The following is a 26896-nucleotide window of genomic DNA, read 5'->3' as shown; positions in this document are numbered from 1 at the left end:
CGCAGAGCCAATGATCCCAAACGCATGTTCAATACCATGCATCTGCAAAACCTTAACAAAGGCCTCTTCCGTCGTCATCTTCATAGGGGTGTTTCCTTATCTTCAGAACGCTAAAGCGTTGGTAAATTACAGTATTTCGTCTCTGAGGTAATAGCCGACATAGGCTATGCGCTGGCCGAGGCGGCGGAAGGGTGTCAGGATGCCATGGCTAGGCAGCGGGGACGTGAAGATCGGCAGGGCAAAGGCCTTGTCTTTCTTGCCCGCGATCAGCTGTGCCATACGACGCCCGGCCTGAGCCGAGTACATCACGCCGTTGCCACCATATCCCATCGCGTAGAACACGCGCTGTTCCGGGTCCGGTTGAAAGATACGCGGCATCATATCGTGGCTGACATCGACCCAGCCCCACCACGAGTAATCGAGGTTGATATCCGTCAGCGCCGGAAACTTTCGGGCGAGGCCCTTTTTTAAAAGCTCCAAGTGTTTTTCGTTCTCGGCGTCTCGTCCTGTTACCGCGCTGCGGCTGCCGATCTGCATCCGGTTGTCAGGCAATAAACGATAATAATGGCGCAGGGTGCGCGTGTCCGTCAGGGGCGATTTGGTCTGAATGCCACACTCATCCAGCTCGGCCTGGGTCAGCGGCCGTGTCACCATCGAGTTGGACAGGATAGGCATCAAGCGGTGCTTTGTGCGCGTGTTCAGACCCGGCGGGGTATAGCCCGCGGTTGCCAAGGCCACCGTTTTGGCGCGGACGATGCCGCCCGGTGTGCGCAGGTGATGCACGCCGTTCTTCGTCTGCCATCCCATAACCGGGCTGCCGGTGTGAATTTTCACCCCCAGACGACGCGCCATGTTGACATAACCGAACGCCAGTTTACCCGCATGGATACAGGTCCCGTCAGGTTCCCACATGGCGCCTGCGGCTTCCATATCGCGCACGTGTTTTTCATGTAGTTCTTCCCGGGAGAGGATGCGCGAACCATAGCCGAACACATCGTTGAGCAGCTTGCTCTCTTTCTTGAGGGACGGCATGACCTTGTCGCGATGCGCGATGTAGTAGTGGCCACCCGGCTGGGGGTCGCAATCGATATCGTCGGACGCAATCAGATCGTTGAACAGCTGAAACGCTTCTGTGACCTCGGCATGCATGCGCTTGGCCACGTCCGTTCCCCACCGTTCGATCCATTGCGACCGCTTGAGCCGCCCGGATGAGATCTGGGCCTGCCCGCCATTGCGGGTGGAGCAGCCCCAGGAGACGGTATTTGCTTCTAAAACAACGGCTTGAATGCCGTATTCCTTGGCAAGATGAATGGCGGTCGACAGACCGGTATACCCCGATCCGATCACCACCACATCCGCATCCATATCGCTGGACACAGGTCCATCATCGGCCGGAGGTGTTCCGGCCGTTCCAATCCAATACGTGGGCGCGTGGTCGCGATTGTGACCCGGACCCGCATCAATGATCGGGTCATATTTGGGGTCATAACTGGCCTTGGGCCAGTGACGCGGGATGCTGTTATCCACCATTCTTGTTTTTCTCCGAGGCTGCGCGCAGGGCGGCGGATCAGGCTTTGGACATTGGGCGCGCTTTGCGAAGCGCCTGTTTTACAATGATTTTACCGTCACGAACGGTGAACAGATCCGCACCTTCGGCTTCGATCCGCATTCCGTTTGCGTCGGTTCCCGAGAAGGTCCACTCGGATACGGCACGATCACCGTGGACAAAGTGGCTGTGATGGTCCCAATGGGCGTCTTTCATGCCTGCCCAGACGCCCGAAAACGCGGCGGCGATGGCTTCGGCACCTTCAACCTTGTTGCCATATTTCTCGTCACCGGCCACGGTGTAGAACACGCAGTCGTCGGCGAAGTGGGTCATCACGCCGTCGATGTCGTGGCGGTTGAACGCGTCGAACGTGTCCGCCAGGTCCTGCGCGGTCAGGGTTTTGTTCATTTTGTACTTCCTTGTCAGTGGGGTTGTTACATTTCGTCCGGGTTCGGAACGATCAGTGTCGGGATCCTGGAGCGCCGCAAAACGCGTTTTGCGACCGTGCCCAGGAAGGTGTGCGAAAAGCCGTGATCATGCGCGCCCAATACGATCAGGTCGCAACCCAGTTCGACCGAGCGGCGCAGGATCACTTCTGCCGGATGGCCGTCAGTCACCTCGACCGAGGTGACCTGATCGCGAATTTTCCCGTCGTCGCCGTCGAACTGCGCCCAGAACTTGGCTTGCCGTTCGGCCAGAACCTTGCGCACCATCTCGTGACGACGCTCAATGGCGGTCTTGCGGGTCTCTTCGTTCATGATGAAGATTTCCATCGTGATCTTGGCGTCGTCCGACAGGGGTTCATTCACGTGCAACACGTGAATCTCCGCCCCGGTGGCCTGCGCGATGCTTGCGGCATGGCGCATGGCGTGACCCGAGTTTTCGGACAGGTCGGTGGCAAACAGGATGTTGGAGACCATCTGTTTCATGTCGTCATCCTTTCAGATCAGTAGCCAAACAGCCGTGGGAGCCACAGCGACAGTTCAGGGAAGAAGGCGATTATGAAGATCGCCACCGTGTTTGCCGCCGCAAAAGGCAGCGCGCGCAACGAGATCTGTTCGATCGAGATGTTCGAGATACCCGATGCGATGAACAGGTTCTCGCCCAGCGGCGGGGTCTGGAACCCGATGCCCAGCGTACAGACCATCACCACGCCAAAGTGGATCGGATCGATACCCACCGAATAGGCCACCGGCAGCATTACCGGAACAAGGATCAGGATGGTGGCCAGTGTTTCCATGAACATGCCGACGAACAGCAGGAAGAAGATGATCAGCGCCCAGATCACATAGAGGTTGTCGGTGAAGCTGAGCATCGAATCTGCGATGATCGCCGGGATCTGGTTTTCCACCAAAAGACGTCCGAACACCGTAGCGGTGAACAGGATCAGCAGGACGCGACCGGTCAGCCATGTGGTGGCTTCAAGCGACTGGAACAGCGACTGCCAGGTCAGTTCGCGATAGATGACTACCCCCACGAACAGGGTATAGAAGATCGCGACGATTGCAGCCTCGGTCGGGGTGAAGAAGCCGGTATAGATACCGCCCAGGATCACCAGCGGCGCCATCAAAGACCAGAACCCGCGATACATTTCGCAGCCTACATGGCGGATCGACCAGCCTTCGGCGACGCCTTTGTAGCCGCGCTTTTTCGACATGAAGTAGTTCAGGATCAAAAGGCTAGTGGCGATCAGGAAGGCGGGTACGAACCCGGCAATGAACAGTTTCGAAATCGAAACCGACTGGAAGGTGCCGAATTTCTCGACCGCTTCGGGCGGCGGGGCCATACCGAGCGCGGCAATGCCGAAGATCACCATCGGGATGGAGGGAGGAATGATAATCCCGAGGCCGCCAGAGGACGCAGTGATCGCCGAGGCATAGCCGCGCTCATAGCCGCGGTCGATCATTGCCGGGATCATCAGCATCCCAACAGCCGCGGTTGTTGCCGGGCCCGAGCCCGAAATTGCACCAAAGAACAGACAGGCCATGACCGTTGCGGCCGAAATACCACCGGTGAAAGGACCGGCCAGACTTTCGGCAACGTTGATCAGGCGTTTTGAGATACCGGCAGCCTCCATCAGGGCCCCGGCGAGGATAAAGGCTGGCAGCGCCATCAGCGGGAACGAGCCCACGGATGTAAAGGCGATCTGCACGAATTTGATCGGGTTATCGCCCAGATAGAGAAACGAGATCAGCGACGCGACACCCAGCGCCACCGTGATCGGCGCGCCAATGAGCAGCAAGAACAGAAATGATCCAAACAGGACCGTGACGATTTCGGATTCCATGATTTAACCCCCTGCCCTTAGAATTTCTTTGCTGCTTCGGTCGCAGCTTTGATTTCGTCGAGGTCGATCTGATCGGGATCGTGAATGTCCTCGCCTTTGACAAGGCGGAGGTAATTCACCTGAATGATGCGGACGGTCATCAGCGCAAACGCGATGGGCAGCACCATGTAGATATACTTCATCTCGACACCCAGGGTCTGGGATTTCCAGAACTTGTTCATCTTGTTGAAGACAAAATCTGTCGCCAGATAGAGGAAGTAGACATTGAAGAAGAGCCAGAAGAGATCGGCGAAGGCTTCGATGTACTTGATCGCCCCCTCAGGCAGGAACTTGAACTGGAATGTCACGCGGTTATGCGCCCCTTTCAAGGCGGCGTAACTTGCGCCGAAATAGACGAACCATACGAACATGTAGACCGAGAGTTCTTCGATCCAGCTGACCGAAAAGCCGAAGACTTCGCGCGCGATGATCTGCACGAATAAAAGGCAGACAAAGCCGGATAAGAGTATCCGGCAGATGACACTTTCTATGTTGTCCAGAAATTTCCAGAACATGTGGTTTCACTCCTCCCTGAGATGAGAAGAGCGCCGTGGCGCTCTTCCCGGTATCGCTCTGCGGCGATTATTGCTGCACCGGCTCGCGGCCAATGGCTTCCAGAACGGTGTTCAGTTTTTCGACGCCACCGATGGAGTCGTAGAACTGGGGCCATACGGCACCTGTCGCCAGTTCGATGAACTCGGCTTCGTCGTTTTCGGGATCAATGATCTCCATACCTTTGGCGGTCAGCTCTTCCTTGATGGCGGCTTCGGAATCCCGCAGGAACTGTGCGGATGCCAGGGTGGCTTCCTGTCCCGCTTCAAGGATAATTGCCTGATCTTCTGCGGACAGGTCCTGGAAGACCGCTTCTGAAACGATGAGCGGTTCGATCGAGAAGATGTAACGCAGGTTGGTGACGTGGTCCTGAACCTCGTAGAACTTCATCGCGTTGATGGTCAGGTAAGGGTTGTCCTGCCCGTCGACCACCTTGGTTTGCAGTCCGGTGAAGGTTTCCGACCAGGCCATTGGCGTCGGGTTGATGCCCCATGCTTTGTAGGTTTCGATCATGATCTCGTTCTTGGGAACGCGGATGACCAGATCCTGAAGGTCAGCAACCGATTTGACCGGTTTTTTCGAGTTGGTCAGGCGGCGGAAACCGGTATAGGTCCAGCCGATGATGCGCACGCCGGCATCACGGATGGTGTTTTCGACCAGTTCCTGACCGATTGGGCCCTGGGTCAGCTTTTCGGCATCTTCCAGGCTGAGGATCACGTAAGGCAGCGTGAAAACACCGACCGAAGGCGAGAAGGGCGTGATGTTGTTGATTGCCAGCAGCGACATATCCAGCGTGCCGATCGCCGCCTCGTTCACGGTGTCCTGTTCGGACCCCAGCTGACCGTTCAGGAACAGCGTTGCGGTGTGGGCACCGCCCGATTTCTCTTCCAGCGCCTTGACGAAGGCGATGCCCAGAGCTTCCTGTGCGCTTCCTGCGCTATCGCCCACCGCGATCTTGAAGTTCTTCGCATCAGCCGTGCCTGCAACCATCAGTGCAGCAACGGAAACGGCGGCGCTGATGGTGCCAAGCTTTTTGATAAATGACATGGATGTCCTCCCATTTGTCGTGTTTCGAGGTGCGCGATGGCCTGGGGAGAAGGTGGCCAGTCCGATTCTGCCTCGGCCACAAGAGGCTATCTTGCCAACATGGTTTCGTCGTTGTTAATATTTGCGCGAAAGGTTTCACAAATGTCGAACTTATAATATGAGACAGAACCCACTGGCCACCCGCATCGGGGACACGGACATTCGCCTTCTTCGGGTTTTCAAAACCGTTGCGGAAAGCGGAGGGTTTTCGGCAGCAGAAATTGAGCTCAACATCGGGAAATCAACAATCTCGAAACACATATCGGATCTGGAACTTCGGCTGGATCTGAAGCTGTGCAACCGTGGCCCGGCGGGTTTTTCCCTGACTGAAGACGGCGAGAAAGTGCTGGCCGCGACAGAAGACCTGCTGATTTCGGTTTCGCAGTTCAGAACCGAAGTCAACGAGATCAAGCAGCAACTGGCAGGAAGTATCCGCGTGGCGCTGTTCGATCAATGCACCACGAACCCCGAAGCGCGCCTTGCGCGCGCCATTCACAGCTTCAACGAAGCCGCCCCTGCCATCCAGATCGAGTTGTCGATTGAACCGCCCAACGTCATTGAGACCATGGTTATCAGCGGGCAGCTGGATGTCGGGATCATCGCCCTGCACCGCCCCTCGGCAAGCCTGCATTATGCGCCGCTTTATGGGGAAAACATGTTTCTGTATTGCGGGCAGGCCAATCCGTTGTTCAGCCAGTCCGCTGACACGCTGAGCCTGCGGGACATTCAGGCGTTCAACTATGCGGGTCTGAACGTGAACTCGCCCAACCTGATCTACGGCCAGCAACTGGGGTTTCGGCGCGCCGCCAAAGTGCAGAACGAACAAGCCCTTGCAATACTTATTCTGTCGGGCAGCTATCTGGGCTTTCTTCCGGACCATCTGGCGCAGGAATTTGTTGATAAGGGGCTTATGAGGCAGGTGATGCCGCAGGACATCAAATACAGAACGCGCTTTGCGGCGGTGACGCGGAAACAGCCGGATCCGACACGCGCGGCCAAACTGTTTCTGGAAACCCTGCTGAGCGTCCATTCCGAAGTGCCCTGAGCCCGGCCTCGTCGCCTGTTTGCGCGAGGGCACCCCGTTTATTAACCGAAGACATGCGCCAGCCGGGGGCGCACGGCCGCGCTTGTCGTGTCCACTAGGGCGAAAGGCACGGGGAAAATTGGTCGAAAACGTCTGATTGAAAACAAATTTGACTTGGCAATTCCAGTTTGATTTCAATCGGCGAAGACCATCACCTCTTGCCCCCAGATAACCGGAGAGCTGCATGTCATCCGACCCTGTTGCCGCCTTGCGCAATCAAACTGATCACGAGGCGCAATCATGAGCCGCGATGCCTTGCTGCAACCTTATCAGCTAAAGCACCTGAGGCTGAAAAACCGGATCATGACAACCAGTCATGAACCCGCCTATCCCGAAGGTGGGATGCCGACGGAACGCTATCGTGCCTATCACGAGGTGCGGGCCAAAGCGGGGGTTGCGATGACCATGACGGCGGGGTCGGCCGTTGTCAGCCGCGACAGCCCGCCTGCGTTCAACAATATCCTGGCATACAAGGACGAGGTGGTCCGCTGGATGGCGGAGCTGACGGATGCCTGCCATGCCCATGGCTGTGCGGTGATGATCCAGCTGACCCATTTGGGGCGGCGCACGGGCTGGAACAAGGGTGACTGGCTGCCGTCCCTGTCGCCGTCGCACGACCGGGAACCAGCGCACCGGGCCTTTGCCAAGAAGATGGAAGATTTCGACATCGCGCGGATCGTGACCGATTACGCCGATGCCGCCGAACGGATGCAGGCCGCCGGGCTGGATGGAATTGAATTGCAGGCCTACGGTCATCTGATCGATCAGTTCTGGTCGCCGATGACCAATCGGATGGAGGCGCCCTTTGGAGGCAATCTGGACAACCGGATGCGCTTTGGTTTCATGGTTCTGGACGCAATCCGCGACCGCGTCGGGAGCGATTTCATCATAGGGGTCCGTTACACCGCCGATGAGGTGGAAAAGGGCGGCATAACCGAAGCGGAAGGGCTGGAGATTGCCCGAAGGCTGCGCGACAGCGGTCAGGTCGATTTCCTGAACATCATTCGCGGGCGTATTCATACCGACCCGGCCATGACGGACGTGATCCCGGTTCAGGGCATGAAAAGCGCACCCCATCTGGATTTTGCCGGGCGGGTTCGGGCCGAGGTTGGGATGCCGACCTTTCACGCCGCGCGCATTCCCGATGTGGCGACGGCGCGGCATGCGGTGGCCTCGGGCCTGCTGGACATGGTCGGCATGACCCGCGCGCATATGGCAGATCCGATGATCGTTGCCAAAATCCGGGCTGGACGGGAAGAGGACATCCGGCCCTGTGTCGGTGCCACTTACTGTCTTGACCGCATTTATCAGGCGGGTGAGGCGCTGTGTGTCCACAACCCGGCCACCGGGCGCGAATTGTCGATGCCGCATCTGATCCCCGCCGCTGAAACGCGCCGCCGCGCGGTGATTGTGGGCGCAGGCCCCGGCGGGCTTGAGGCGGCGCGGGTCGCGGCCGAGCGCGGGCATGACGTCACCGTTATTGAGGCCGCCCCCGCACCGGGCGGTCAGGTGCGGCTGACCGCGCAGTCCCCGCGCCGGGCCGAGATGATCGGGATCATCGACTGGCGCATGGCCCAATGCGCCGCACGCGACGTGACATTTTGTTTCAACACCTTTGCGGACGCCGATGCTGTAACTGCGCTTGCGCCGGACATGGTGGTGATCGCAACCGGCGGATTGCCCGAGGTGACGGTTCTGGAGGCGGGTAACGATCTGGCGGTTACTGCCTGGGATATCCTGACCGGTGATGTGCGCCCCGGCGACAATGTCCTTATCTATGACGATGCAGGGGATCACCCGGCCCTGATGGCGGCTGAGGCTATCGCGCAAGCGGGGGGGCGGGTAGAAATCATGACCCGAGACCGCAGTTTTGCCCCCGAAATCATGGGGATGAACCTGGTGCCCTACATGCGCGCCCTGCAAAAGACCGGTGCCGAGTTCACAGTCGCCCGGACGCTGAAATCATTGGTGCGATCAGGCAATCAGCTGGAGGCAGCCATTGGTACGGATTACTCGGACCTGATAGAAAAGCGCCTGTATGATCAGGTGGTTGTCAATCAGGGTGTTTTGCCGCTGGATGATCTGTACTTCGATCTGAAACCGCTGTCGCGAAACTTGGGCGCCGTGGATTATGAAGCGCTGGTCGGCGGGTCCGGCCCCGTGTTTCCGCAATCTGTGCCAGAGGCGGGGTTTGATCTGTACCGGATCGGCGATGCCATTTCATCGCGCAACACGCATGCCGCCATTTATGATGCGCTGCGCTTGGGGCTTCGATGGTGAGGCCATTGAAACACCCCCCGGCCAAGCACGCCACAAACAGCTTTTCACCTGACAGTCAGTCAAAGGACCGGACATGAGCAATACAGAGGTCATCGAAACCGTTTGGATTCCCATGCCGGACGGCGCTAAACTTGCGGCACGGCTTTGGCTGCCCGGCTCGGCCCGAGCAACGCCTGCTCCCTGTGTTTTGGAATACATCCCCTATCGCCGCCGGGATCGCACCCGGATGCGAGATGAAAGCATGCATCCGCATTTCGCCGCGGCGGGCTATGCGTCGATCCGGGTAGATATCCGCGGTTATGGCGACAGCGACGGGATTCCCGAAGACGAGTATTCGCATCAGGAGATTCAGGATGGGCACGACATCATCCAGTGGATTGCCGATCAGGACTGGTGCGACGGAAATGTCGGAATGTTCGGCAAAAGCTGGGGGGCGTATAACGCCTTTCAGGTGGCCGCGACCCGCCCGCCTGCGCTGAAGGCGATTGCGCCGGTGATGGGAACGGATGACCGCTGGCGCGAGGATATTCACTTTTACGGCGGCTGTCTGGCCAATGACAATTTCTGGTGGGGCTCGATCATGCAGCTGTACAATGCCATGCCGCCCGACCCCGAGATTGTGGGCGCGGATCGCTGGATCGACATGTGGCGCGCACGGTTGGAGGGGGTCGAATTCTGGCCCGCCATGTGGCTGGAACATCAGACCCATGATGACATGTGGCGGCGCGGCTCGATCTGCGAAAACTATGCGGATGTCGATGTGCCGGTGTATTTCTTTGGCGGATGGATGGACCTGTATCGCGACACGCCGTTCCGCATCGCGGAACACCTGAGCGGGCCGGTCAAGATCCTGATGGGCCCCTGGGCGCATCTGTATCCGCAAGAAGGGGTGCCGGGGCCCCGGGTCGATTTCGTCGGCGAGGTGATCCGGTTCTGGGACCATTGGCTGAAGGGGATCGACACCGGCCTGATGGACGAGCCGCCGCTGCGGTTTTTCCTGCAAGACAGTGCCGCCCCGTCCGGAACTCATGTACACCGCGAGGGGCGGTGGATCGAGGAGCCGAACTGGCCGTCGCCAAATGTCAGGGACCAGCCCTTGTGGCTGAATGACGGAACGCTGGACGCCTCCGCCGGGTCGGGCGGGGAGATGTCGGTCTGTTCGCCACAGAATTTCGGGGCCGCAGCGGGCGACATGTGTTCCTTTGCAATACCCGGAGATATGGCAGCAGATTGCCGGATCGAGGCCGCAGGGGCGCTGCAATTCAAAGCAAAGCCCTTGGAAAAGCCCGTTGATATTCTGGGCCAGCCCTCGGTAGACCTGACAGTTTCTGCCGATCGGGCGCAGGGCTTTGTTGCGGCCCTGCTGGTGGATGAGGCCCCGGACGGCGCACAGACATTGATTGCACGCGGGTTCTGCAACCTGACGCACCGGATCAGCGACACTGAACCGACACCGATTACACCCGGCGAAGATTTGCACGTGACTGTCCCGCTTTATGGAACCGGTTATCGGGTATTGGCGGGTCATCGCATCGTTCTGCAAATCGCGTCTGCCTATTGGCCGGTTCTGTGGCCAGCGCCGGAGCCGGTTACGCTGACGATCCGACCCGGCACGTCGCGGCTGATCCTGCCCACGCGCAGCCAGCGAGATGACGCGCCAGCCCCACGCCCGCTGCCGGAACCTCAGGGTTCCGACGTCGCCCCGCGGAAGACGAACGTTCGCTCCGGCTCGATGGAGCGTTCGGTTCACACCGATCTGACCAATGGCGCGGTGACACACAGGTATTTCCTTGACGGGGGTGTCTTTGGGCCGGTGGGCGATATTCGCCTCGACGATATCGGCACGGTGCTGAGCGATATGTCGGATCGACGCTATACCATCCAGCCGGGTGATCCGTTGTCGGCAGTAGCCACAATGGAGCAAACCGCCGGTTTCGACCGCGAGGGGTGGTCCGCCAAGATCTGGGCCTGTTCCGAACAAAGGGCGACTGCGACCGAGTTTCACCTGACCGCGCGCCTAAAGGCGTGGTCGGGTGACGATCTGATCTTTGAGGACGAACAGTCTTATGTCATCCCCCGCAACGGGATGTAGGTGTAGAAAGGTTTTCAGCCCTGCCGTCTTGTGATGCGTGGGCTGGTGTTCCCCTCGCGGGATCGAAACTGTTCAGGGCGCTCATCCGGGGACAACTTGCATCAATCGGAACCGATCTTTGAGCGAGATTGCAAAATCCTGTAGCAAGGGCGCAAGAAAGCAGGATGAAGGAGTGTTGCCATGACGAGTTTTTCCGAAAACCTGCGCGCCCTGCGGCATGAGTTTCACTGTAACCCCGAGCTTGGCTTTCAGGAGGACTGGACCAAGGCCCGGATCGCCGATCACCTGAGAAGCCTTGGCATCGAGGTGCATGAAGGTGTCGGCGTTGTTGGTGTTCTGCGCGCGGGCCATGGCAACCGGTCCATCGGTCTGCGCGCGGATTTCGACGCGCTGCCCATTACCGAAGCCAACAGCTTTGCCTACAAGTCTCGGAACCCGGGCGTGATGCATGCCTGCGGCCATGACGGCCATACGACGATGCTGCTGGGCGCGGCCGAGCTTTTGGCCAGGGATCAGGGCTTTGACGGCACCGTTGTCTTCCTGTTCCAGCCCAATGAGGAGCACGGGCTGGGCGCGCGGGCGATGATTGAGGAAGGCGTCCTGCGGGATTTTCCGATTGACGAAATCTATGGCGCGCACAATCTGCCGGGCGAACCCGTCGGGCGGGTTTCAACCCGCGCCGGTGTCATTTGTTGCAGCGAAAGCCTATTCGAGGTCACCATCACCGGTCAGGGCGGCCATGCCTCGATGCCCCATGTCGGGCGCGAGACAATCACGCCCGCAGCAGAGCTTGTTCTGGCCTTGCAAACCATCGTTTCGCGAAAGCTTGCCCCATTGTCTGGCGCGGTCGTTTCCGTGACCGAGTTCATCACCGATGGGCAGCGCAACGTCCTGCCGGGTCGAACAGTGTTGAAAGGGGACGCACGGGCGATGTCCCCCGATGACCGCGCGCGGATTGAACACCATATGCGGCAGATCGCGGCGGGCGTGGCGGAAAGCCACGGTGTCGCGGTGACGGTGGAATTCCGGACCGAATTCATCGAGGCAATCAACGATACCGACGCCGCAACCCATGTGGTTTCAGCAGCAAAAACGCTGGGTCTGGAGGTTGACGGCGACCGGACCGCCATGTCGTTTTCCGAGGATTTCGCGGAATTTGCGGCTGCGGTTCCGGGGTGTTTTCTGCTGATCGGCAATGGAACCGAGGGGTCGAATGGCCGCCCCCTGCACGCGGACGATTATGATTTCAACGACGCGCTGCTGCCATTGGGGGCAAACCTGTGGGCCGAACTGGTGCGGCAACGTCTGCCAGTGACCACCTGACTGCGCAGGACGATCCGTGGATGTTTCGGATCGCTTCCTCTGGTCGCCTCAAACATTCGCCCACGGATGCCGGACTTTTCCAGAATGATCAGCGTGCCGCTTCGGTGGACACGCGTGCCGAACCCGACCATTCAGCACCGGATGCGCCGGTCAGGAACCCATCGCTTAGCCTTATATCGGGATCGGCGGCGCGCAGCGCATGTTCCAGATCGCCCCGGTCAAGTTGCCCATCCAGCCGCTGTCGGTAGAGCGCGCAGAGCCTTGGGAACCCCTGAGATTGCGGCGACAGGCGCAGGGCCGCGACGCCAGCACTTTGCAGCAACTCGATCTGATGATCCGTGCAGGCATAGCTGTCTGACAGGGTCTGCACACCGTTCATGGCCATGAACGGCTGTCCATCGCCGGTCAGCACTTCCAGCCCGTCGGGATCGTTTTCGCAGGCAAACTGGCAATTATCCTTGCTGCGCCCATGCAGGCGCGCGTGGTAACACCGGCCGGAGATGGCCAGCGGCAGGCGACCGTGGCCCCAAACCTCGACCGCGACACCCAGACCGGCGGCGGCTTGTGCCAGAACCCTGACCGAGGCGATTGGCAGTTCCGGCGGCAGGCATATGCGACGCGCCCCACGTGACGCCAGCCATGCCAATGTGCCTTCGTTATAGACATTGATCAGCGGTCCGACATCGAAATCGGTGTTTTCGGGCAGATGCGCCAGCGCAGTCAGATCGTTGATCTCGACCGTGACCCCCAGATCCGCCAGATCGGCGGTCAGCTTGCGTTCACGCTTGAGCGTCACCAGTGCAAGACTGGTCAGCGCAACCTGTTTGCCTGCCTCAACCAGCCGGGCAATCGCGTCGGGAATCCGGTCCTGATAAAACGGCAGGCGCTTGGAACAAACCAGCTCGCCCAGCACGATGCGGTCGACGGGGGTTTGGGCCAAATCCTCGTAAAAGGATGTCCAGCTATCGGCGGGCCAGAAAAACTGGTTGGGGCCAACGGTCAGTTCCATCGCGCTATCTCCAGGTTTTTTTGTATGAGCCGGTTGTCATGGCCTGCCCTTCGGACAAACGGGCCAGCATCCCCTCGGGCAGAGGGCGCCCGGCCTCAAGCGCGTCGACAGCGGCACGGAAGTTCCGAACCACCTGCGCAACGTAGGATTTCGAGCGCTGGCGCCCTTCGATTTTCAGCGCGGTGACACCGGCCTTCTGCAATTGCGGGATCAGCCGTTCCGCATTCAGGCTGACGGGGTCTTCGAACAAATGGCCCGTCTTTTCACCTGCGGAAAAGCACCCTTTGCACAATGTCGGATAGGGTGCAGGCTGATTTCGTTCGACCCGGTGGATCAGGTAACCGCCCAGGCGCGTGTTCAACGCGCCCTGATCGTTCTGGTATTCGACATGGCTGGCGGGCGAACAGACGCCATTCATGTTCGGAGACAGCCCGGTGGCATAAGAGGACAGCGAACAGCGACCTTCGGCCATCACGCAGAGCCCGCCGAACACAAATACCTCGGTCTCGACTTCTGTTTCGGCGTTGATGGCGGCGATTTCGGGAACCGACAGCACGCGCGGCAGGACCACACGTTTGACGCCGAAGGTTTCGGCATAGAAGTTGATCACATCGGCATTCGCCGCCGCGGCCTGCACGGACAGGTGCCTGCGCAACCCCGGATGGTTGCGCGCGGCATAATCCAGCAGCCCGATATCGGCGAGGATCACGGCATCCGCGCCGCAGGTTTCCGCGTCGGCCACCGCGCGATGCCAGATTGCTTCGCTGCCGGCGCGGGGAAACGTGTTGATCGCAACCAGTACCTTGGCCCCGTGGTCATGGGCAAAGGCAACACCCGCGCGCATTTCGGCCCGGTCGAAGTTCAGGCCCGGAAAGTTGCGCGCGTTGGTTTCGTCATTGAAGCCGCAATAGACTGTATGCGCCCCGGCCTTGACGGCTGCGCGCAAGGCGGCGGGCGTTCCTGCCGGGCAGACGATTTCCATCACCATAGTACAGCATCTTCCGGTCGAGTCAGGTACAGGCCGGTTCGACGTTCCACCAACGCGATCAGCTGCTTCAGCGGGCGCGCAAGCGGGCCGGAGAGGGCTGCGGCCTCGTGTGCGAGGTCCAGTTCCGCGTCGTCTATTGCGTTGCGCAGGGCCAGCGCCGCGGCCGTATCGCCCTCGATCACCAGATCACGTGAGAAGAACAGTGCATCGCCGTCAAATGCACCGTGAACCAGCCCAAGAAGGGCCGCCAGAGGGCCGGAAATACGCGCAACCCCTGACCCGCTGCGCCGGGTCAGTGTCACCTTTGGGGCACCGCCATTCGGATCAAGCAGCAGGACAACAGGCAAATCCGTCGGATCAAGAACGAAAACTGATCTTCCGTATGCGCCAAGCCGTTGAAACATTTCCGGGTTTTTCTTTGCGACCCGGCGCGTGAAGACCGTCAGCGACAGCGACAAGGGGCCAAGCGGCACTATCCGAAACATGGCCGCCAAAGCCGCCGGGCAGCGCGGTATCGGGTTCTGAGGAACGGGCAATGAGACCTCCTGCTGTCACAACATTATGACCTTGGATGCCTTCCTAGGGCGATCGCGGCTGGGGTGACTTGACGGTTGTCAATTCGACCCCTCGCTTTCGTTGCTAGAGGGTGGAAACCACCGTCGGAGCAGTCCCATTCGCACCCTGCCGCAATATCCCAGCCTTCGGCATTTTCTGAAATGGTGCGAAGACACCGGACAGTTCAGGCGCATCCCTGATCCGGTTTCCGTACGCCATCAGATGACCGCTGTTCACCGCGCCGTGCTTGAGGCGGGCGGGCCGGTTCTGCAATTTGACCACCCGACAGACGTGTCCACTGATCGGTTCGATACCCCCGTCGTCGTCAACCTGTTCGGAACGGCGGAACGGGTTGCTGCCGGGCTGGGTGTCACACCCGCCGGGCTTGACGATCTGGGGGCCTTTCTGGCCGCGCTGCGGTCCCCGACGCCGCCGGACGGAGTGCGGGACGCGCTGGCCAGATGGCCGATGCTGAAGGCGGCCCTGTCGACCCGACCGAAACTGGTCAGAACCGCCCCGGTGCAAAGCCTCTGCCACAGCGGAGCGGATGTGGACCTGACCGCGCTGCCAATCCAGACCCACTGGCCCGGCGATGCGGGGCCGCTGATCACGTGGCCCGTGGTTCTTACCCGGCCCTACGGCAGCGATGCCAACGCGGCGCAAGGCTATAACGCGGGGGTTTACCGCATTCAGGTGCTGAACCGGAACCGTGTCATCATGCGCTGGCTGCCTCATCGCGGCGGCGCGGCGCATCACAGGAGCTGGGCGAGGTGCGCCGAAAAGATGCCCGTCGCCATTGTGCTGGGCGCAAACCCCGCGACTTTGTTATCGGCGGCCTTGCCCTTGCCAGAAACGGTATCCGAGCTGACATTTGCCGGTGCCCTGAACCAGAAGCGCCCACATCTGATCCCGGCCAGAACCATCCCCATGTTGGTCCCTGCTGACGCCGAGATTGTTCTGGAAGGTTGGGTTTCACCAAGCGAGACCGCCCCCGAGGGGCCTTTTGGGGATCACACCGGCTATTACAACCCGGCTGAACCCTTTCCGGTGATGCAGGTCAGCGCTGTCACCCATCGGGACGCGCCGCTGTATCTTTCGACCTATACCGGGCGGCCACCGGACGAACCGTCAATCATTGGCGAGGTGTTCAACCGCCTGGCCCTGCCGACCATCCGCGCGCAGATCCCCGAAATCCACGATCTTTGGCTGCCGCCCGCCGCCTGTTCCTATCGAATGGCAATCGTTGCCATCGACAAACGGTATCCGGGGCAGGCCCGGCGCGTGATGATGGCCCTGTGGGGAATGCTGCCGCAATTCAGCTATACGAAAATGATCATCGCGGTCGATGCCGATATCGATCCCCGAAACTGGGAGGATATTGCTTGGGCGCTTGCCACTCGCATGGACCCGGGCCGGGACGTGATGGTGCTGGACAGGACACCTATGGATTATCTGGATTTTGCATCACCCGAACCCGGTCTGGCCGGAAAAATCGGCATCGACGCGACGACGAAACTGGGCAGTGAAACGCTGCGGGAATGGGGGACTGTGATGCACACCGCGGATGGAGATCACGCCTTTGCAGAAGACCTTGTAAACCGATTGATGCCGGAGCTGAGAGCATGACAAACGCCCGTGTTGTTTTGGGGGTATCCGGTGCGTCAGGCGCGGCGTTGAGCCTTGCCGTGGCCCGGTGCCTGGCGTCATCGGATATCGAGGCCGATCTTGTGGTCAGCGCAGCCGGGATGCGGACACTTGCGCAGGAATGCGGCCCGGACGCTTTGCAAAACCTGCGGCAACTGGTGACGCGGCATCACCCGAGCGCCGATATCGGTGCCAGCATTGCGTCCGGGTCGGTTCCGGTATCCGGCATGATCGTTGCGCCCTGTTCCATGCGAACGCTTGCCGCGATTGCGCATGGGCTGGACGATAACCTGCTGACGCGCGCCGCCAGTGTTCAGCTCAAGGAACGCAGGCCGTTGGTTTTACTGACACGAGAAGCACCGCTGACCCTGGCCCATCTGCGCAACATGACGGCGGCGGCAGAAATGGGGGCCATCATCCTGCCCCCGGTTCCTGCGTTTTATCTGAAGCCTGACACCCTGATGGATATCGTGTCCCAGGTCGCTGCACGCGCGGTGGACTGCCTGCGCATTTGTGACCCGGTGGCGCAGCAATGGCGCCCGCAATGCGCAGGTGAGTGAGTTCGGACGCCTCCGGCGGGAGTATTTGGAAAAAGATGAAGTCGCCTGAAGTCCTGAGACGAGACATCTTTTGGAGCGTCTTATTGGCCTTGCCTGCCTGTAGACGGGTTTTGAGCGTTAACACCGCAGTCTGGCGCCTGTCGGGTCAAACGGTGCCTCGGCCAGTACGCGCGCCTTGTGCGGTTTGCCGATGACCTGAATGACCACCTCATCGCCCGGCTGTGCCGTGTTTGGGTTGCGGAACCCCAGCGCCAGCGATTTCCCGACCGAATAGCCGTATGCCCCTGAAGTGACACGGCCCAGGGGCGTGCCATCGGGGGTAAAGATCGGCTCACCCCCGGTTGCGTCGGCATCTTCGGTCACATCCAGTTCGAAGACGGACAGCACCTCGCGCGCGGGGTTGTCCTTGACGGACAGATAGGCGTCTTTGTGCAGGAAATCCTTGTCCAGTTTGATCAGACCCGCCAGCCCGACCTCTTGCGGCCAGTATTCCTGAGAATACTCGCGACCCCACGAGCCATAGCCCTTTTCGATCCGTAGCGCCCCCAGTGCGCGCCCGCCCACCGGACCGCCACCACAGTCTTTAGCGGCTGCAAGCAGGGCGGTGTAAAGCGCAACCTGATCCCCCTCGGCGCAGTGCAGTTCCCAGCCCAGATCGCCGGTAAAGCTGACCCGGATGGCCACGCATTCGACGCCAGCGACCGTGATTTTCTGCGACCGCATGAAGCGGAACGCCTCGTTCGACAGATCGGCATTGGTCAGGCGCGCCAGCGCTTCGCGTGATCTGGGACCTGCGATGTTGAATCCTGCGATGCGGTCGGTGGCGACTTCAAGCGTGGTGCCTTTGGGCATATCGACCATGTTGAAGAAGCGCTGATGATAGCGTTCGGCCATGCCGGAGCCAATCATCATGTATTCGTCTTCGGCCAGCTTGGTGATGGTGAAATCGCCCGCCACGCCACCGCGAACCGAGATCAGCGGCGTCAGGCAGCTGCGCCCCACTTCGGTGGGCACCCGATTGGCCACCAGACGGTCCAGCCAGTCATGGGCATCGGGGCCCTTGATCACGTAATTGGCGAAGTTCGAAATATCGATCACGCCCACGCTGTCGCGCAGCATCTGCACCTCACGGCCTACGGGCTTCCACCAGTTCTGGCGGGTAAAGCCGGTGGTCTCTTCCACCTCGGGTTCATCGGCGAACCAGAGCGGATGTTCCCAGCCGCAATTGAGGCCAAAGACGCAGCCCATCTGCTTCTGCATCTCATAGGCGGGGCGCACACGGGCCGGGCGGCCTGCACTGCGTTCTTCGTTAGGGAAATGGATCTTGAAGCGGTGGGTGTAGGCATCCTGAACGCGGGCCTTGGTGAATTTCTTGTCGGCCCAGTCGCCAAAGCGGGCCAGATCCCAGGCGAACATGTCATATTGCGGCTCGCCCTCGATCATCCATTGCGCCGCCAGCAAGCCCAAGCCCCCGGATTGCGAGAAACCGGGGATCAGGCCGCCGCAGAGGAAATAGTTCTTCAGCTCGGGCACCGGCCCCCACAGCATGTTGGCGTCGGGCGACCAGATCATCGGCCCGTTGATCACGCGTTTCACCCCGGCAGTAGCCGCGACCGGCACGCGTTCGGTGGCGCGGATCACGTTTTCCATGATCCGGTCCAGATCGTCGGGGAACAGATCATGGGCAAAATCCAGCGGCGTGCCGTCTTCGGCCCAGAATTTCATATCTTTCTCATAAGCTCCGATCAGAAGGCCGTTGCCCTCTTGCCGGAAGTAATATTCGCCGTCGCGGTCAGCGATCGAGGGCAGACGGCGCCCCAGGCTGGCGACCTCGTCGATGCTTTCGGTCACGAAATACTGATGTTCGGTCGGTTGCAGCGGCAGGGTCAGGCCCGCCAGCGCCGCCACCTCGCGTCCCCAGAGACCGGCGGCATTGACAACCCACTGGGTGTGAATGTCGCCTTTGGGTGTGCGCACGATCCAGCTGCCGTCGGGTTGTTGTTCGGTTCCCGTCACCGGGCAGAAGCGTTCGATGGTGGCCCCCATGGCGCGGGCCCCGGCGGCATAGGCGTGCGGCACGCCCGACGGATCGACATTGCCGCCATCGGGTTCATACATGATGCAGCGGATGTCATCGAACTGCGCCAGCGGGTGCAGTTCCTTGGCTTCTTCACGGCTGACTTCGTAGAAGTTCAGACCATAAAACCGGGCTTTCGCCTCTTGCAGGCGCAGCTGGTGCTCACGCTCTTCGGTCTGGGCCAGATAGAGCGAGCCGGGCTGGAATACGCCGCAGCTTTGGCCGGTTTCCTGTTCCAGCTGTTTATACAGATTCATCGTATAGTGCTGGATGCGGGTGATGTTGTTGTTGTCGTGCAGCCCGTGGATATTCGCCGCTGCGTGCCAGGTCGAGCCGGAGGTCAACTCGTTCCGTTCCAGCAAGACAACGTCGGTCCAGCCAAGCTTGGCCAGATGGTACAGGATCGAACAGCCGGCAAGGCCCCCTCCGATCACGACAGCTTGTGCATGGGTTTTCATGAGTGCTTGTCCCTTGGTCCGCCGCAGCTCAGGCGGCGATTTCTTTCATGACAGCCAGAAATCTGGCGACTTCGCCGATCGAGTTGTAGTGGCACATCGAGACCCGGACGCAGGCGTCATAACCCAGCGGTGTCAATATGTTGCCAGAGTAATGGTCGGCCTTGCGCAAATGGGTGCGAATACCCTCATCGTTCAGCCGTTTGACGACATCCGCCGAGGCCACGCCCTGCACGCGCAGCGACACCAGCCCTTCGCGAGCGGGGTTGTCGGCACCGCCCAGAATGGTGACCTTCTCCATCTCGGCCAGACCGCTCAGGTTGCCGGTGCCGTGGATCATCGCGTCGGTCAGTGCCTTTTCCTGCGCGTGGATGGCTTCGCCCGCTGCCAGAAATCTGGCACGCCGGTCGGTGGCGTCGCTGACCTGACTGCCAAGCCATTCGAAGTAAGACACAACGTCGGACATGGTCGCATAGGCCCCTGTATCGCGCGTGCCCAGTTCCCAGTTATCTGCCGGACCGTCCAACAGGGCATTGTGTTCAAGCCGCGTCAGCCGGTCGGAAATCCACGCAATGCCGTAGCCATGGCGCGAAAACACCTTGTAGGGCGAGATCACGTAGCCGTCGACGTCATACGCGCGGAGGTCGATCTGGCCATGGGCGGCGTGCTGGATGCCATCGACAATGATGAAACAGTCTGACGCCACGGCACGGATCGCCCGCGAAACTGCGGCCACATCGACGCCCATGCCCGTCACGGGTGAGGTGTGCAGGATTGTCGCCACTTTGGTGTCGGGGGTGACGGCCGCAGCATAGGCGTCGGCAGTCACGGTGCCGGTGTCGTCATCGTGGGGCACCAGCACATGGGTCTGCCCGGCAATACGGGCCCAGCGATCACAGGCTGACCGTGTGGCGGGGTGTTCCAGTGTCGACCCCAGCACAATCCCCGGACCGGTTCCCAGACAGGCGTTCATGATCAGCCGGAACAGAAGTTCGGTGCCGCTTTCACCGACAAAAAACTGACCACCGGGTGCATTCATGAAATCCCGCATATCGGCCTTGGCCGCGTTGATCGTGGCAACCAGCGCATGAGACCCCGGATTGTCGCGCCCCTGATTGTCGGGGATTGCGGCGTGACGTGCCGAGCTGTCCAGCACGGATTTCAGTGTCAAAGCCCCGCCGGCGTTTTCGAAAAATATCCGCTCGCCCTGTTCGGGGCAGTGATCGATCTGGGCAAAACGGTTGCGGATCTGGTTCAGCAGGTTTTCCGAAATTTGACTCATGAAAAGAGGCACCTTTGTGTTTTGTGAACGTATGATTTTTCAGACAAGCCTAAGATGGTTTCCCCGCAGGGCTGGCCAAATCTCCCGTAACCGTGCGGATGGTTCAACATGTGCTTCATTCCCGAGCGGCCCTTATTCCGACTATGGCGTCGAGGGCGCGGTATCTTGTTCTTTTGCGACGTAAATACAGTCACGTCTGCGACACGGCGTGTTGAGTAGGCCAGAATACCCGCCCCATGTGTCGGGGCGAACCTGCCTTTGAGGCAGGCAGCCATCCGACGTGGGTTCCATGCTTTTGCCTGATCCGCGGCTATAGCAGATCAAACAACCGCCCCGGAACATTTCTGTGCCTTGGCAGGTCAAGCGCCCGCATTAGGGCAAACATCATGGCCTGATTGGACGTCACAACAGGTTTATCAAGGGCCGCTTCGATCCGGTCTATGGCCTCGACCGCGCGCATGTCGGTGCAGCTGAGTATGATGGCCTCGGCCTTTGGGTGGTCGGCCTGCATGGCAAGGTCGAAAACCTCGTCCGGGGTCAGTTCGCCCTGCCCGTAATTGCCCAGCTCGCGGCCGATATCGGCGCATTTCACCGTTGCGATCCGGTTCTGCGTCAGAAAATCCATGGCCTGCGTGTTGATCTCGCCCAGATAGGGTGAGGAAAAACCGACCCTGGACACGCCAAGCGCATGGACCGCGCCAACCAGCGCCCCTGCCGCGGTAATACACACGGCGCCCGACGCGGCCCTGATGTCCTGCGCCAGCTTTCGATCAAAGGACGAGCCATGGGTCAGCGTGGCCGAGGTACAGCCATAGAGCACCACATCGGGCCGAACGCCCGAGATCATCTTGAGGTCATGGCTGATATCCGAGGCCCCCAGACCCGCCATTTGATCTGATCCGGGGATCTCATCCACGTCATAGCCACCCATTCGCTGAAAATGCACCGTCGTGTCCGGGCAGCGCATCAGTATCATGTCAGCTTCGAGATTGGTGTTGGTAAAGGGCACCAGCACTCCGATTTTGGCCCGTGTCCGGGTTTCAAAGGTCATGACGTCACCTCTTTCAGAACAGTCAGGCAGCGCTCCATCACTGCCGTGTCGCAGATCGTTGCGCGCAGGCAATCCGCGAGGCCATAGCCGCCCATTCCGCGCATGAGCAAACCCGCTTTGCGCAACGCGGTATCTGCATTTTGCGCCGTCGCGGCATCGGCAAAGCGGATCAGGACAAAATTGGTGTGGCTGCGCGGAACAGATAATCTCAGCGCCCGGCACTCATCGGCAAAGCGATCCCGGATGGCGGCAGTTCTGGCAACCGTGTCGCGCATGTGGGGCTGATCCTGCATCGCTGCTGTTGCCATGGCCTGAGAGGGGGTTGATACGTTGTTGGGGTTGAGCAATTTTCGCAGCTCAATCACGACCTCAGCCGGGAACAGACCCCAACCCACGCGCGCGCCCGCCAGACCGTAAGCCTTTGAGAAGGTGCGTATGACCACAGTATCCCCGCGCGCGACGAGGGCAAAGATTTCAGCCGGGTCGTGATCGTGATCGGCGAATTCGGCATAGGCCTGATCGACCACCAGCAGCACGTTCCCGGGCAGGGTGTCGCGCAGGCGGATGATCTCGGCATTCGGGATCAGGGTGCCGGTCGGGTTGCCGGGGTTGCAGACAAAGACGATCCGGGTTTCAGGCGTGACAGCCGCCAGAATGTCATCGACCGAGACGGTCAGATCAACCTCGCGGGCCTTCACATAGTCTGCCCGCACCTGCGCCGTCGCTGATGCCACATACGCATAGCCGTAATCCGTGCCCAATACATGGTCGCCCGGCCCTGAATAGGCGCGGATAAGGCAGCCGATCAACTCCATCGATCCGGCACCGCACAGGATGTTGTCGGCTGACACCCCGTGCACCTGAGCGATGGCGGCGCGTAGGTCCGACCAGTCGGGATCGGGGTAAAGCGGCATCCGGTGCAATGCCACCTTCCCCGCCGCAATTGCGGCAGGGCTGACCGGGAAAGCGCTTTCATTCTGGGCTAGAGATACAGTGTCCGGCCCGCCCAGATCGGCCAGCGCATAGGCCGCCATGGCACGAATGTGATCAACCGCGCGGATCATGAGGCACTCCCATAGGCTTTGGCCCCTTCTTCCGTGACCAGCCCGCGCCTGAGGTCCAGCGCCAGCGCCTTTGGGTCGCGCGCGGCCGGATCGCCAAAGCCGCCGCCACCGGGCGTGTCGAAGATCAGGTAATCGCCGCTTTCCACACGCAGCTCGCCCTTGCCCGGAATGTCGCCACTGCCATCGCGGAACCGGATACGTCCCGGCGCGCCGGCCAGGCCGCCCATGCGGCCCAGAGCGGGGAATTTCAGACGTTCGACCGACAGGAAGACGATGAAGGGGGCATCGTTGGCGGACGTCATCTCGATCCGCTGCCCCAATCCGCCCCTGAACTGGCCTGCGCCGCCCGAGTCGGGCAACAATTCGCGTCGCCACATGATCACCGGTGCGACACTTTCGGTTATTTCGACCTGCGAGCCGAACACCCCCGAAGGATAGGCTGTCGCAGACAGGCCGTCCGCATGGGGTCGCGCCCCGGTGCCGCCGTTGTGAACGGGTTCGATGGCAAATTCACGCCCGCCATTCGCCGCCACTTCGGGCGCGTGGCGCATTGGCAGATCGAACATGCACGAGGCCCCTTCGGCGGGCACCTGATCGGGCAGCGCCTGATGCAGGCAGCCCAAAACCAGATCCGGTGTAACCTGCCCCAGCGTATGCCGCATGGCCACAGGCACCGGATGCTGGGCGTTCAGGATGCAACCTTTGGGGCCGTCCACCGTGAAAGGTTCCAGCGAGCCCGCGTTGTTCGGGATATCCGGCCCGACGATGCAACGCAGGGCAAAGACCGTATAGGCGGTCGCATAGTTCAAAGGCACGTTGATGCCCTTCTTCGAACACCCTGACGTGCCCGTGAAATCGACATGCATCCCTTCTTTGGTCACAGTGAGCGTTGCGTGCAGCTCCAGCTCGGCCTCATAGCCGTCCATGCGCAGCACGTTCTTGTAAACGCCCTCGGGCACCTCGGCGATGGCCTGCAACGCACCTTTACGCGAGGTGTCGATGATATAGGTTCCAAGCCTGTCCAGATCATCGATCCCGAACTCGTCCATCATCGCAACAAGGCGGTTCACCCCGGCCTCGCAACAGGCGATCAGGGCGTAGATGTCGCCCTCATTCGCCACAGGCTCGCGCGAGTTGGCGCGGATGATATCCATCAGCAGCGCATTGGGCGTTCCGGCCTCGACCAGTTTGCAAGGCGGGATCAGCAGGCCTTCGTCATAGATGTCCGAGCCTTCAGGCCCCATACCCAGACCGCCCAGATCCACCAGATGCGAGGTGCAGGAGGTAAAGCCCACCACCCTGCCATCCTTGAACGCGGGCATCATCAGCAGGAAGTCGTTCAGATGCCCCGAGGCCAGCCATGGGTCGTTCGTCATGTAGATGTCGCCGAGGCGCATGTCCTGCACCGCGAAACGGGCGCGCAGGTGCAGCACGGCCTCGGCCATGGTGTTGATATGGCCCGGTGTTCCGGTCACGGCCTGCGCCAGCATCCGGCCATTCACGTCGAATATCCCCGCGGAAATGTCGCCGCATTCGCGCACGATGGGCGAGAAAGCCGCGCGGATCAGGGTCTGGCCCTGTTCTTCGACCACAGCCAGCAAGCGGTTCCACATCACTTGCAGGCGGGCGGGGGACAGATCAGCGGTCATCATGCGCCTCCTTTCTGGTCCTGTATCAGGACAAGGTTGCCGATTGCATCCATCTGGGCCGAGAAATCGGCGGAAACGAGTGTGGTTGTTTGCGGTTCATGGATCAGCGCGGGGCCTGCCACATGGTCACCGGGGCGCATATCGGCGCGGGCGAGAAAGGCGGCCTGTTTTACCGTGCCATCCAGATCACAGGTGATGGGGCGTGTTTGCGTGACCTGAAATGCGGTTTTGCCCGGCGTTTCTGACACCGTGGGCACCGCTTTGTCCGGGGTGGCAACGCGAACGGCCCAGTTGAGGATCTCGATCTTCATCCCCGGAACAGGGCGTGAGAATTGTTTGCGGTATTCCTCTTCGAATGCGGCTGTCAGCGGGGCGATATCCTGGCGTGTCAGGGCGCGGTCCGGCAAGGTAATCTCGATCTCATGCCCTTGCCCGCTATAGCGCATGAAGGCGGTGCGCAGGGTTTCGGTGGGTGCATCCCCTGCCCCTTGGGCGACGACCTCTTTTGCTTCGGCAATCATCGTATCGAACAGGGCGTTCACCCCGTCCATGTCCATGCTGTCGAGCAGGGAATAGCGCGAGCGGACGATTTCGAAGGACACCGGGGCAAACAGGAACCCAACCGCCGAACCGACGCCGGGATTGGGCGGGATCACGATATGCGAAACACCGGCGGACCGGGCGACGCGGGTGGCATGCAGCGGCCCGTTGCCACCAAAGGCAATCATGGTACGCGGGCCAAGGTCTTTGCCGCTTTCGACCGCGTGCCTCCGCCCGGCGCTGGCCATGCTTTCGACAACGATGCGGCTGACCCCATCTGCCGCACCTGTCGCATCCAGCCCCAGTTTATCCCCGATCACACGTCTCAGGGCAGCCTTGGCGCCAGCAGGGTCCAGCTGGATATGCCCCTCGGCAAAGGTGTCGGGCACGATATAGCCCAGAGTGATGTCACTGTCGGTCACGGTCGGATCGATGCCGCCGCGCATGAAGGCGACCGGTCCGGGTTCCGAGCCTGCCGACTTCGGCCCGACTGTCAGACGCCCGAGACGGTCAACACCCGCGATCGAACCACCACCAGCACCAATTTCTATCATCTCGATCACCGGAATGCGCACCGGCATTCCCGACCCCTTGATAAACCGTGCCGCGCGGGCGATTTCGAAAGAGCGGGATGTCTGAGGGCGCGCCTTGTCGATCAGGCAGAGCTTGGCCGTGGTGCCACCGACGTCAAATGACAGGACCTGATCCAACCCGGCACGCGCGGCGATGCGGGCGGACAGAATAGCCCCACCGGCAGGGCCGGATTCCACCAGACGAATGGGGAAACGCGTGGCGGTGTCGATCGTGCACATACCACCGCCTGCCGTCATCATCAGGATCGGACAGGTTACGCCCTCGGCCGTGAACTGATCCACAAACCGGGTCAGATAGCTATCCATCAGCGGCTGAATATAGGCGTTGGCCACAGTGGTGCAGAGCCGGTCAAACTCACGCGCTTCGGGGCTGACATCGGACGAGATCGAGACGGTCAAACCGGGGCGGTGTCGCGCCAGAAGATCGCGCAAACGCCGTTCGTGGGTCGGGTTGGCGTAGGAGTGCATCAGGCAGATGGCCGCCGCCTCGGCCCCGCTGGCGTCAATCTCGGCCAGCAACCGGTCTACTTTCCCTTCATCGAGTTCAATCAGCACCTCGCCTTCTGCCGACATGCGTTCGCGTATGGTCAACGAGCGTTCGCGCGGCACCAGCATATCCGGCTTTTCAAGGTTGATGTCGTATTGAGAATACCGACGTTCGTACCCGATATCGAGAATATCGCGGAACCCTTCGGTGCAGACCGTGGTCACGACCGCCCCGCGCCGTTCGATTAGCGCGTTGGTTGCCAGAGTTGTTCCGTGAATGAATCCGGTGACATCCTTCAGCAACCGGCCAGTCTGCGCCATGACGCGCCGCGCGCCTTCCAGTGCGCCTTCTGCCGGGTTCTGGTGGGTGGTCAGGGTTTTGGTGGAGGCAAGTATCGTCTCATCACCCGAGACGAGGACCGTGTCGGTAAAAGTGCCGCCAATATCGATGGCGAGGCGCAGAGCGGTTGTCATGAGGTATTCCGTTGTCGTCTGAAAGCAGGCAGGCAGAACGGCCCCGCAGGGCGGTTACCGGCGCGTCGCGACCAGATCACAGCCGGTCGCACGGCGATCAAGACGGGTGGGGATACACTGACAGGTCATACAGTTTTGTCCCCTACTGCGCCCCGCTTCACTAGCAGATTTACGACAGAT

At 60.5% G+C, this 26896-nt stretch carries 21 protein-coding genes; 6 read left to right on the top strand and 15 right to left on the bottom strand.

What is annotated here, in order from left to right:
• Positions 1-126: 126 nt before the first annotated feature.
• The 6 genes from ACR0AM_RS19640 to ACR0AM_RS19615 all read right to left on the bottom strand — a co-directional run bounded on the left by ACR0AM_RS19640 (position 127) and on the right by ACR0AM_RS19615 (position 5471).
• Complete coding sequence (locus tag ACR0AM_RS19640) at positions 127-1530, bottom strand: NAD(P)/FAD-dependent oxidoreductase (protein ID WP_480623777.1); 1404 nt, start codon at positions 1528-1530, stop codon at positions 127-129.
• A 37-nt stretch (positions 1531-1567) separates the two neighbouring features.
• Positions 1568-1954, bottom strand: a complete 387-nt coding sequence (locus ACR0AM_RS19635; protein WP_480623776.1) for a nuclear transport factor 2 family protein — start codon at positions 1952-1954, stop codon at positions 1568-1570.
• A 26-nt stretch (positions 1955-1980) separates the two neighbouring features.
• Positions 1981-2475, bottom strand: coding sequence for a universal stress protein (locus ACR0AM_RS19630; protein ID WP_480496051.1), 495 nt, complete (start codon positions 2473-2475; stop codon positions 1981-1983).
• 17 nt (positions 2476-2492) lie between these two features.
• A complete protein-coding gene (locus tag ACR0AM_RS19625) occupies positions 2493-3833 on the bottom strand; it encodes a TRAP transporter large permease (protein WP_480496053.1) in 1341 nt (446 codons plus the stop codon).
• 17 nt (positions 3834-3850) lie between these two features.
• The gene (locus ACR0AM_RS19620; RefSeq protein ID WP_480623775.1) at positions 3851-4387 is read right to left on the bottom strand and encodes a TRAP transporter small permease; all 537 of its coding nucleotides are present in this window, start codon (positions 4385-4387) and stop codon (positions 3851-3853) included.
• Between the two features lie 67 nt (positions 4388-4454).
• Positions 4455-5471, bottom strand: coding sequence for a TRAP transporter substrate-binding protein (locus ACR0AM_RS19615; protein ID WP_480496057.1), 1017 nt, complete (start codon positions 5469-5471; stop codon positions 4455-4457).
• A 157-nt stretch (positions 5472-5628) separates the two neighbouring features.
• Here ACR0AM_RS19615 and ACR0AM_RS19610 point away from each other — a divergent pair, with 157 nt between their 5' ends.
• The 4 genes from ACR0AM_RS19610 to ACR0AM_RS19595 all read left to right on the top strand — a co-directional run bounded on the left by ACR0AM_RS19610 (position 5629) and on the right by ACR0AM_RS19595 (position 12289).
• Positions 5629-6555: a LysR family transcriptional regulator gene (locus ACR0AM_RS19610; protein WP_480623774.1), complete on the top strand. Its 927-nt coding sequence runs from the start codon at positions 5629-5631 to the stop codon at positions 6553-6555.
• A 279-nt stretch (positions 6556-6834) separates the two neighbouring features.
• On the top strand, positions 6835-8874 hold the full coding sequence (locus ACR0AM_RS19605) for an oxidoreductase (protein ID WP_480623773.1): 2040 nt from the start codon (positions 6835-6837) through the stop codon (positions 8872-8874).
• A 73-nt stretch (positions 8875-8947) separates the two neighbouring features.
• Positions 8948-10966: a CocE/NonD family hydrolase gene (locus ACR0AM_RS19600; protein ID WP_480623772.1), complete on the top strand. Its 2019-nt coding sequence runs from the start codon at positions 8948-8950 to the stop codon at positions 10964-10966.
• A 180-nt stretch (positions 10967-11146) separates the two neighbouring features.
• Positions 11147-12289, top strand: coding sequence for an amidohydrolase (locus ACR0AM_RS19595; RefSeq protein ID WP_480623771.1), 1143 nt, complete (start codon positions 11147-11149; stop codon positions 12287-12289).
• Positions 12290-12377: 88 nt separating this feature from the next.
• Here ACR0AM_RS19595 and ubiV read toward each other — a convergent pair whose 3' ends face one another.
• Genes ubiV through ubiT form a run of 3 tightly spaced genes read right to left on the bottom strand, consistent with a single transcriptional unit; the run spans position 12378 to position 14822 of the window.
• Positions 12378-13298 carry a ubiquinone anaerobic biosynthesis protein UbiV gene (gene ubiV, locus ACR0AM_RS19590; RefSeq protein ID WP_480623770.1) on the bottom strand — a complete coding sequence of 307 codons (921 nt, stop codon included), beginning with the start codon at positions 13296-13298 and terminating at the stop codon, positions 12378-12380.
• A gap of 4 nt (positions 13299-13302) precedes the next feature.
• The gene (gene ubiU, locus ACR0AM_RS19585; protein ID WP_480623779.1) at positions 13303-14280 is read right to left on the bottom strand and encodes a ubiquinone anaerobic biosynthesis protein UbiU; all 978 of its coding nucleotides are present in this window, start codon (positions 14278-14280) and stop codon (positions 13303-13305) included.
• Positions 14280-14822: a ubiquinone anaerobic biosynthesis accessory factor UbiT gene (ubiT, locus tag ACR0AM_RS19580; protein WP_480496068.1), complete on the bottom strand. Its 543-nt coding sequence runs from the start codon at positions 14820-14822 to the stop codon at positions 14280-14282. The genes ubiU and ubiT overlap by 1 nt, the downstream gene beginning before the upstream one ends.
• Before the next feature lie 136 nt (positions 14823-14958).
• On the opposite strand from ubiT, the gene ACR0AM_RS19575 reads away from it, so the two are divergent.
• Positions 14959-16467 carry a UbiD family decarboxylase gene (locus ACR0AM_RS19575; RefSeq protein ID WP_480623778.1) on the top strand — a complete coding sequence of 503 codons (1509 nt, stop codon included), beginning with the start codon at positions 14959-14961 and terminating at the stop codon, positions 16465-16467.
• A complete protein-coding gene (locus tag ACR0AM_RS19570; RefSeq protein WP_480477519.1) occupies positions 16464-17045 on the top strand; it encodes a UbiX family flavin prenyltransferase in 582 nt (193 codons plus the stop codon). The genes ACR0AM_RS19575 and ACR0AM_RS19570 overlap by 4 nt, the downstream gene beginning before the upstream one ends.
• Before the next feature lie 117 nt (positions 17046-17162).
• Here the strand turns inward: ACR0AM_RS19570 and ACR0AM_RS19565 are convergent, their stop codons facing one another.
• From ACR0AM_RS19565 to ACR0AM_RS19540, 6 genes are all read right to left on the bottom strand, one after another.
• Positions 17163-19580: a GcvT family protein gene (locus ACR0AM_RS19565; RefSeq protein ID WP_480623769.1), complete on the bottom strand. Its 2418-nt coding sequence runs from the start codon at positions 19578-19580 to the stop codon at positions 17163-17165.
• A 28-nt stretch (positions 19581-19608) separates the two neighbouring features.
• Positions 19609-20859, bottom strand: a complete 1251-nt coding sequence (locus ACR0AM_RS19560; RefSeq protein ID WP_480623768.1) for an aminotransferase class V-fold PLP-dependent enzyme — start codon at positions 20857-20859, stop codon at positions 19609-19611.
• A gap of 310 nt (positions 20860-21169) precedes the next feature.
• Complete coding sequence (locus ACR0AM_RS19555) at positions 21170-21910, bottom strand: maleate cis-trans isomerase family protein (RefSeq protein WP_480623767.1); 741 nt, start codon at positions 21908-21910, stop codon at positions 21170-21172.
• A complete protein-coding gene (locus tag ACR0AM_RS19550; RefSeq protein WP_480623766.1) occupies positions 21907-22974 on the bottom strand; it encodes a pyridoxal phosphate-dependent aminotransferase in 1068 nt (355 codons plus the stop codon). The genes ACR0AM_RS19555 and ACR0AM_RS19550 overlap by 4 nt, the downstream gene beginning before the upstream one ends.
• Positions 22971-24623 carry a hydantoinase B/oxoprolinase family protein gene (locus ACR0AM_RS19545; protein ID WP_480623765.1) on the bottom strand — a complete coding sequence of 551 codons (1653 nt, stop codon included), beginning with the start codon at positions 24621-24623 and terminating at the stop codon, positions 22971-22973. The genes ACR0AM_RS19550 and ACR0AM_RS19545 overlap by 4 nt, the downstream gene beginning before the upstream one ends.
• Positions 24623-26716: a hydantoinase/oxoprolinase family protein gene (locus ACR0AM_RS19540; protein ID WP_480623764.1), complete on the bottom strand. Its 2094-nt coding sequence runs from the start codon at positions 26714-26716 to the stop codon at positions 24623-24625. The genes ACR0AM_RS19545 and ACR0AM_RS19540 overlap by 1 nt, the downstream gene beginning before the upstream one ends.
• Between the last annotated feature and the right edge of the window lie 180 nt (positions 26717-26896).

The organism is Ruegeria sp. AD9 (genome assembly GCF_056542305.1).
The sequence above is the reverse complement of the archived record's forward strand: the minus strand, read 5'-3'. Positions and strand labels throughout refer to the sequence as shown.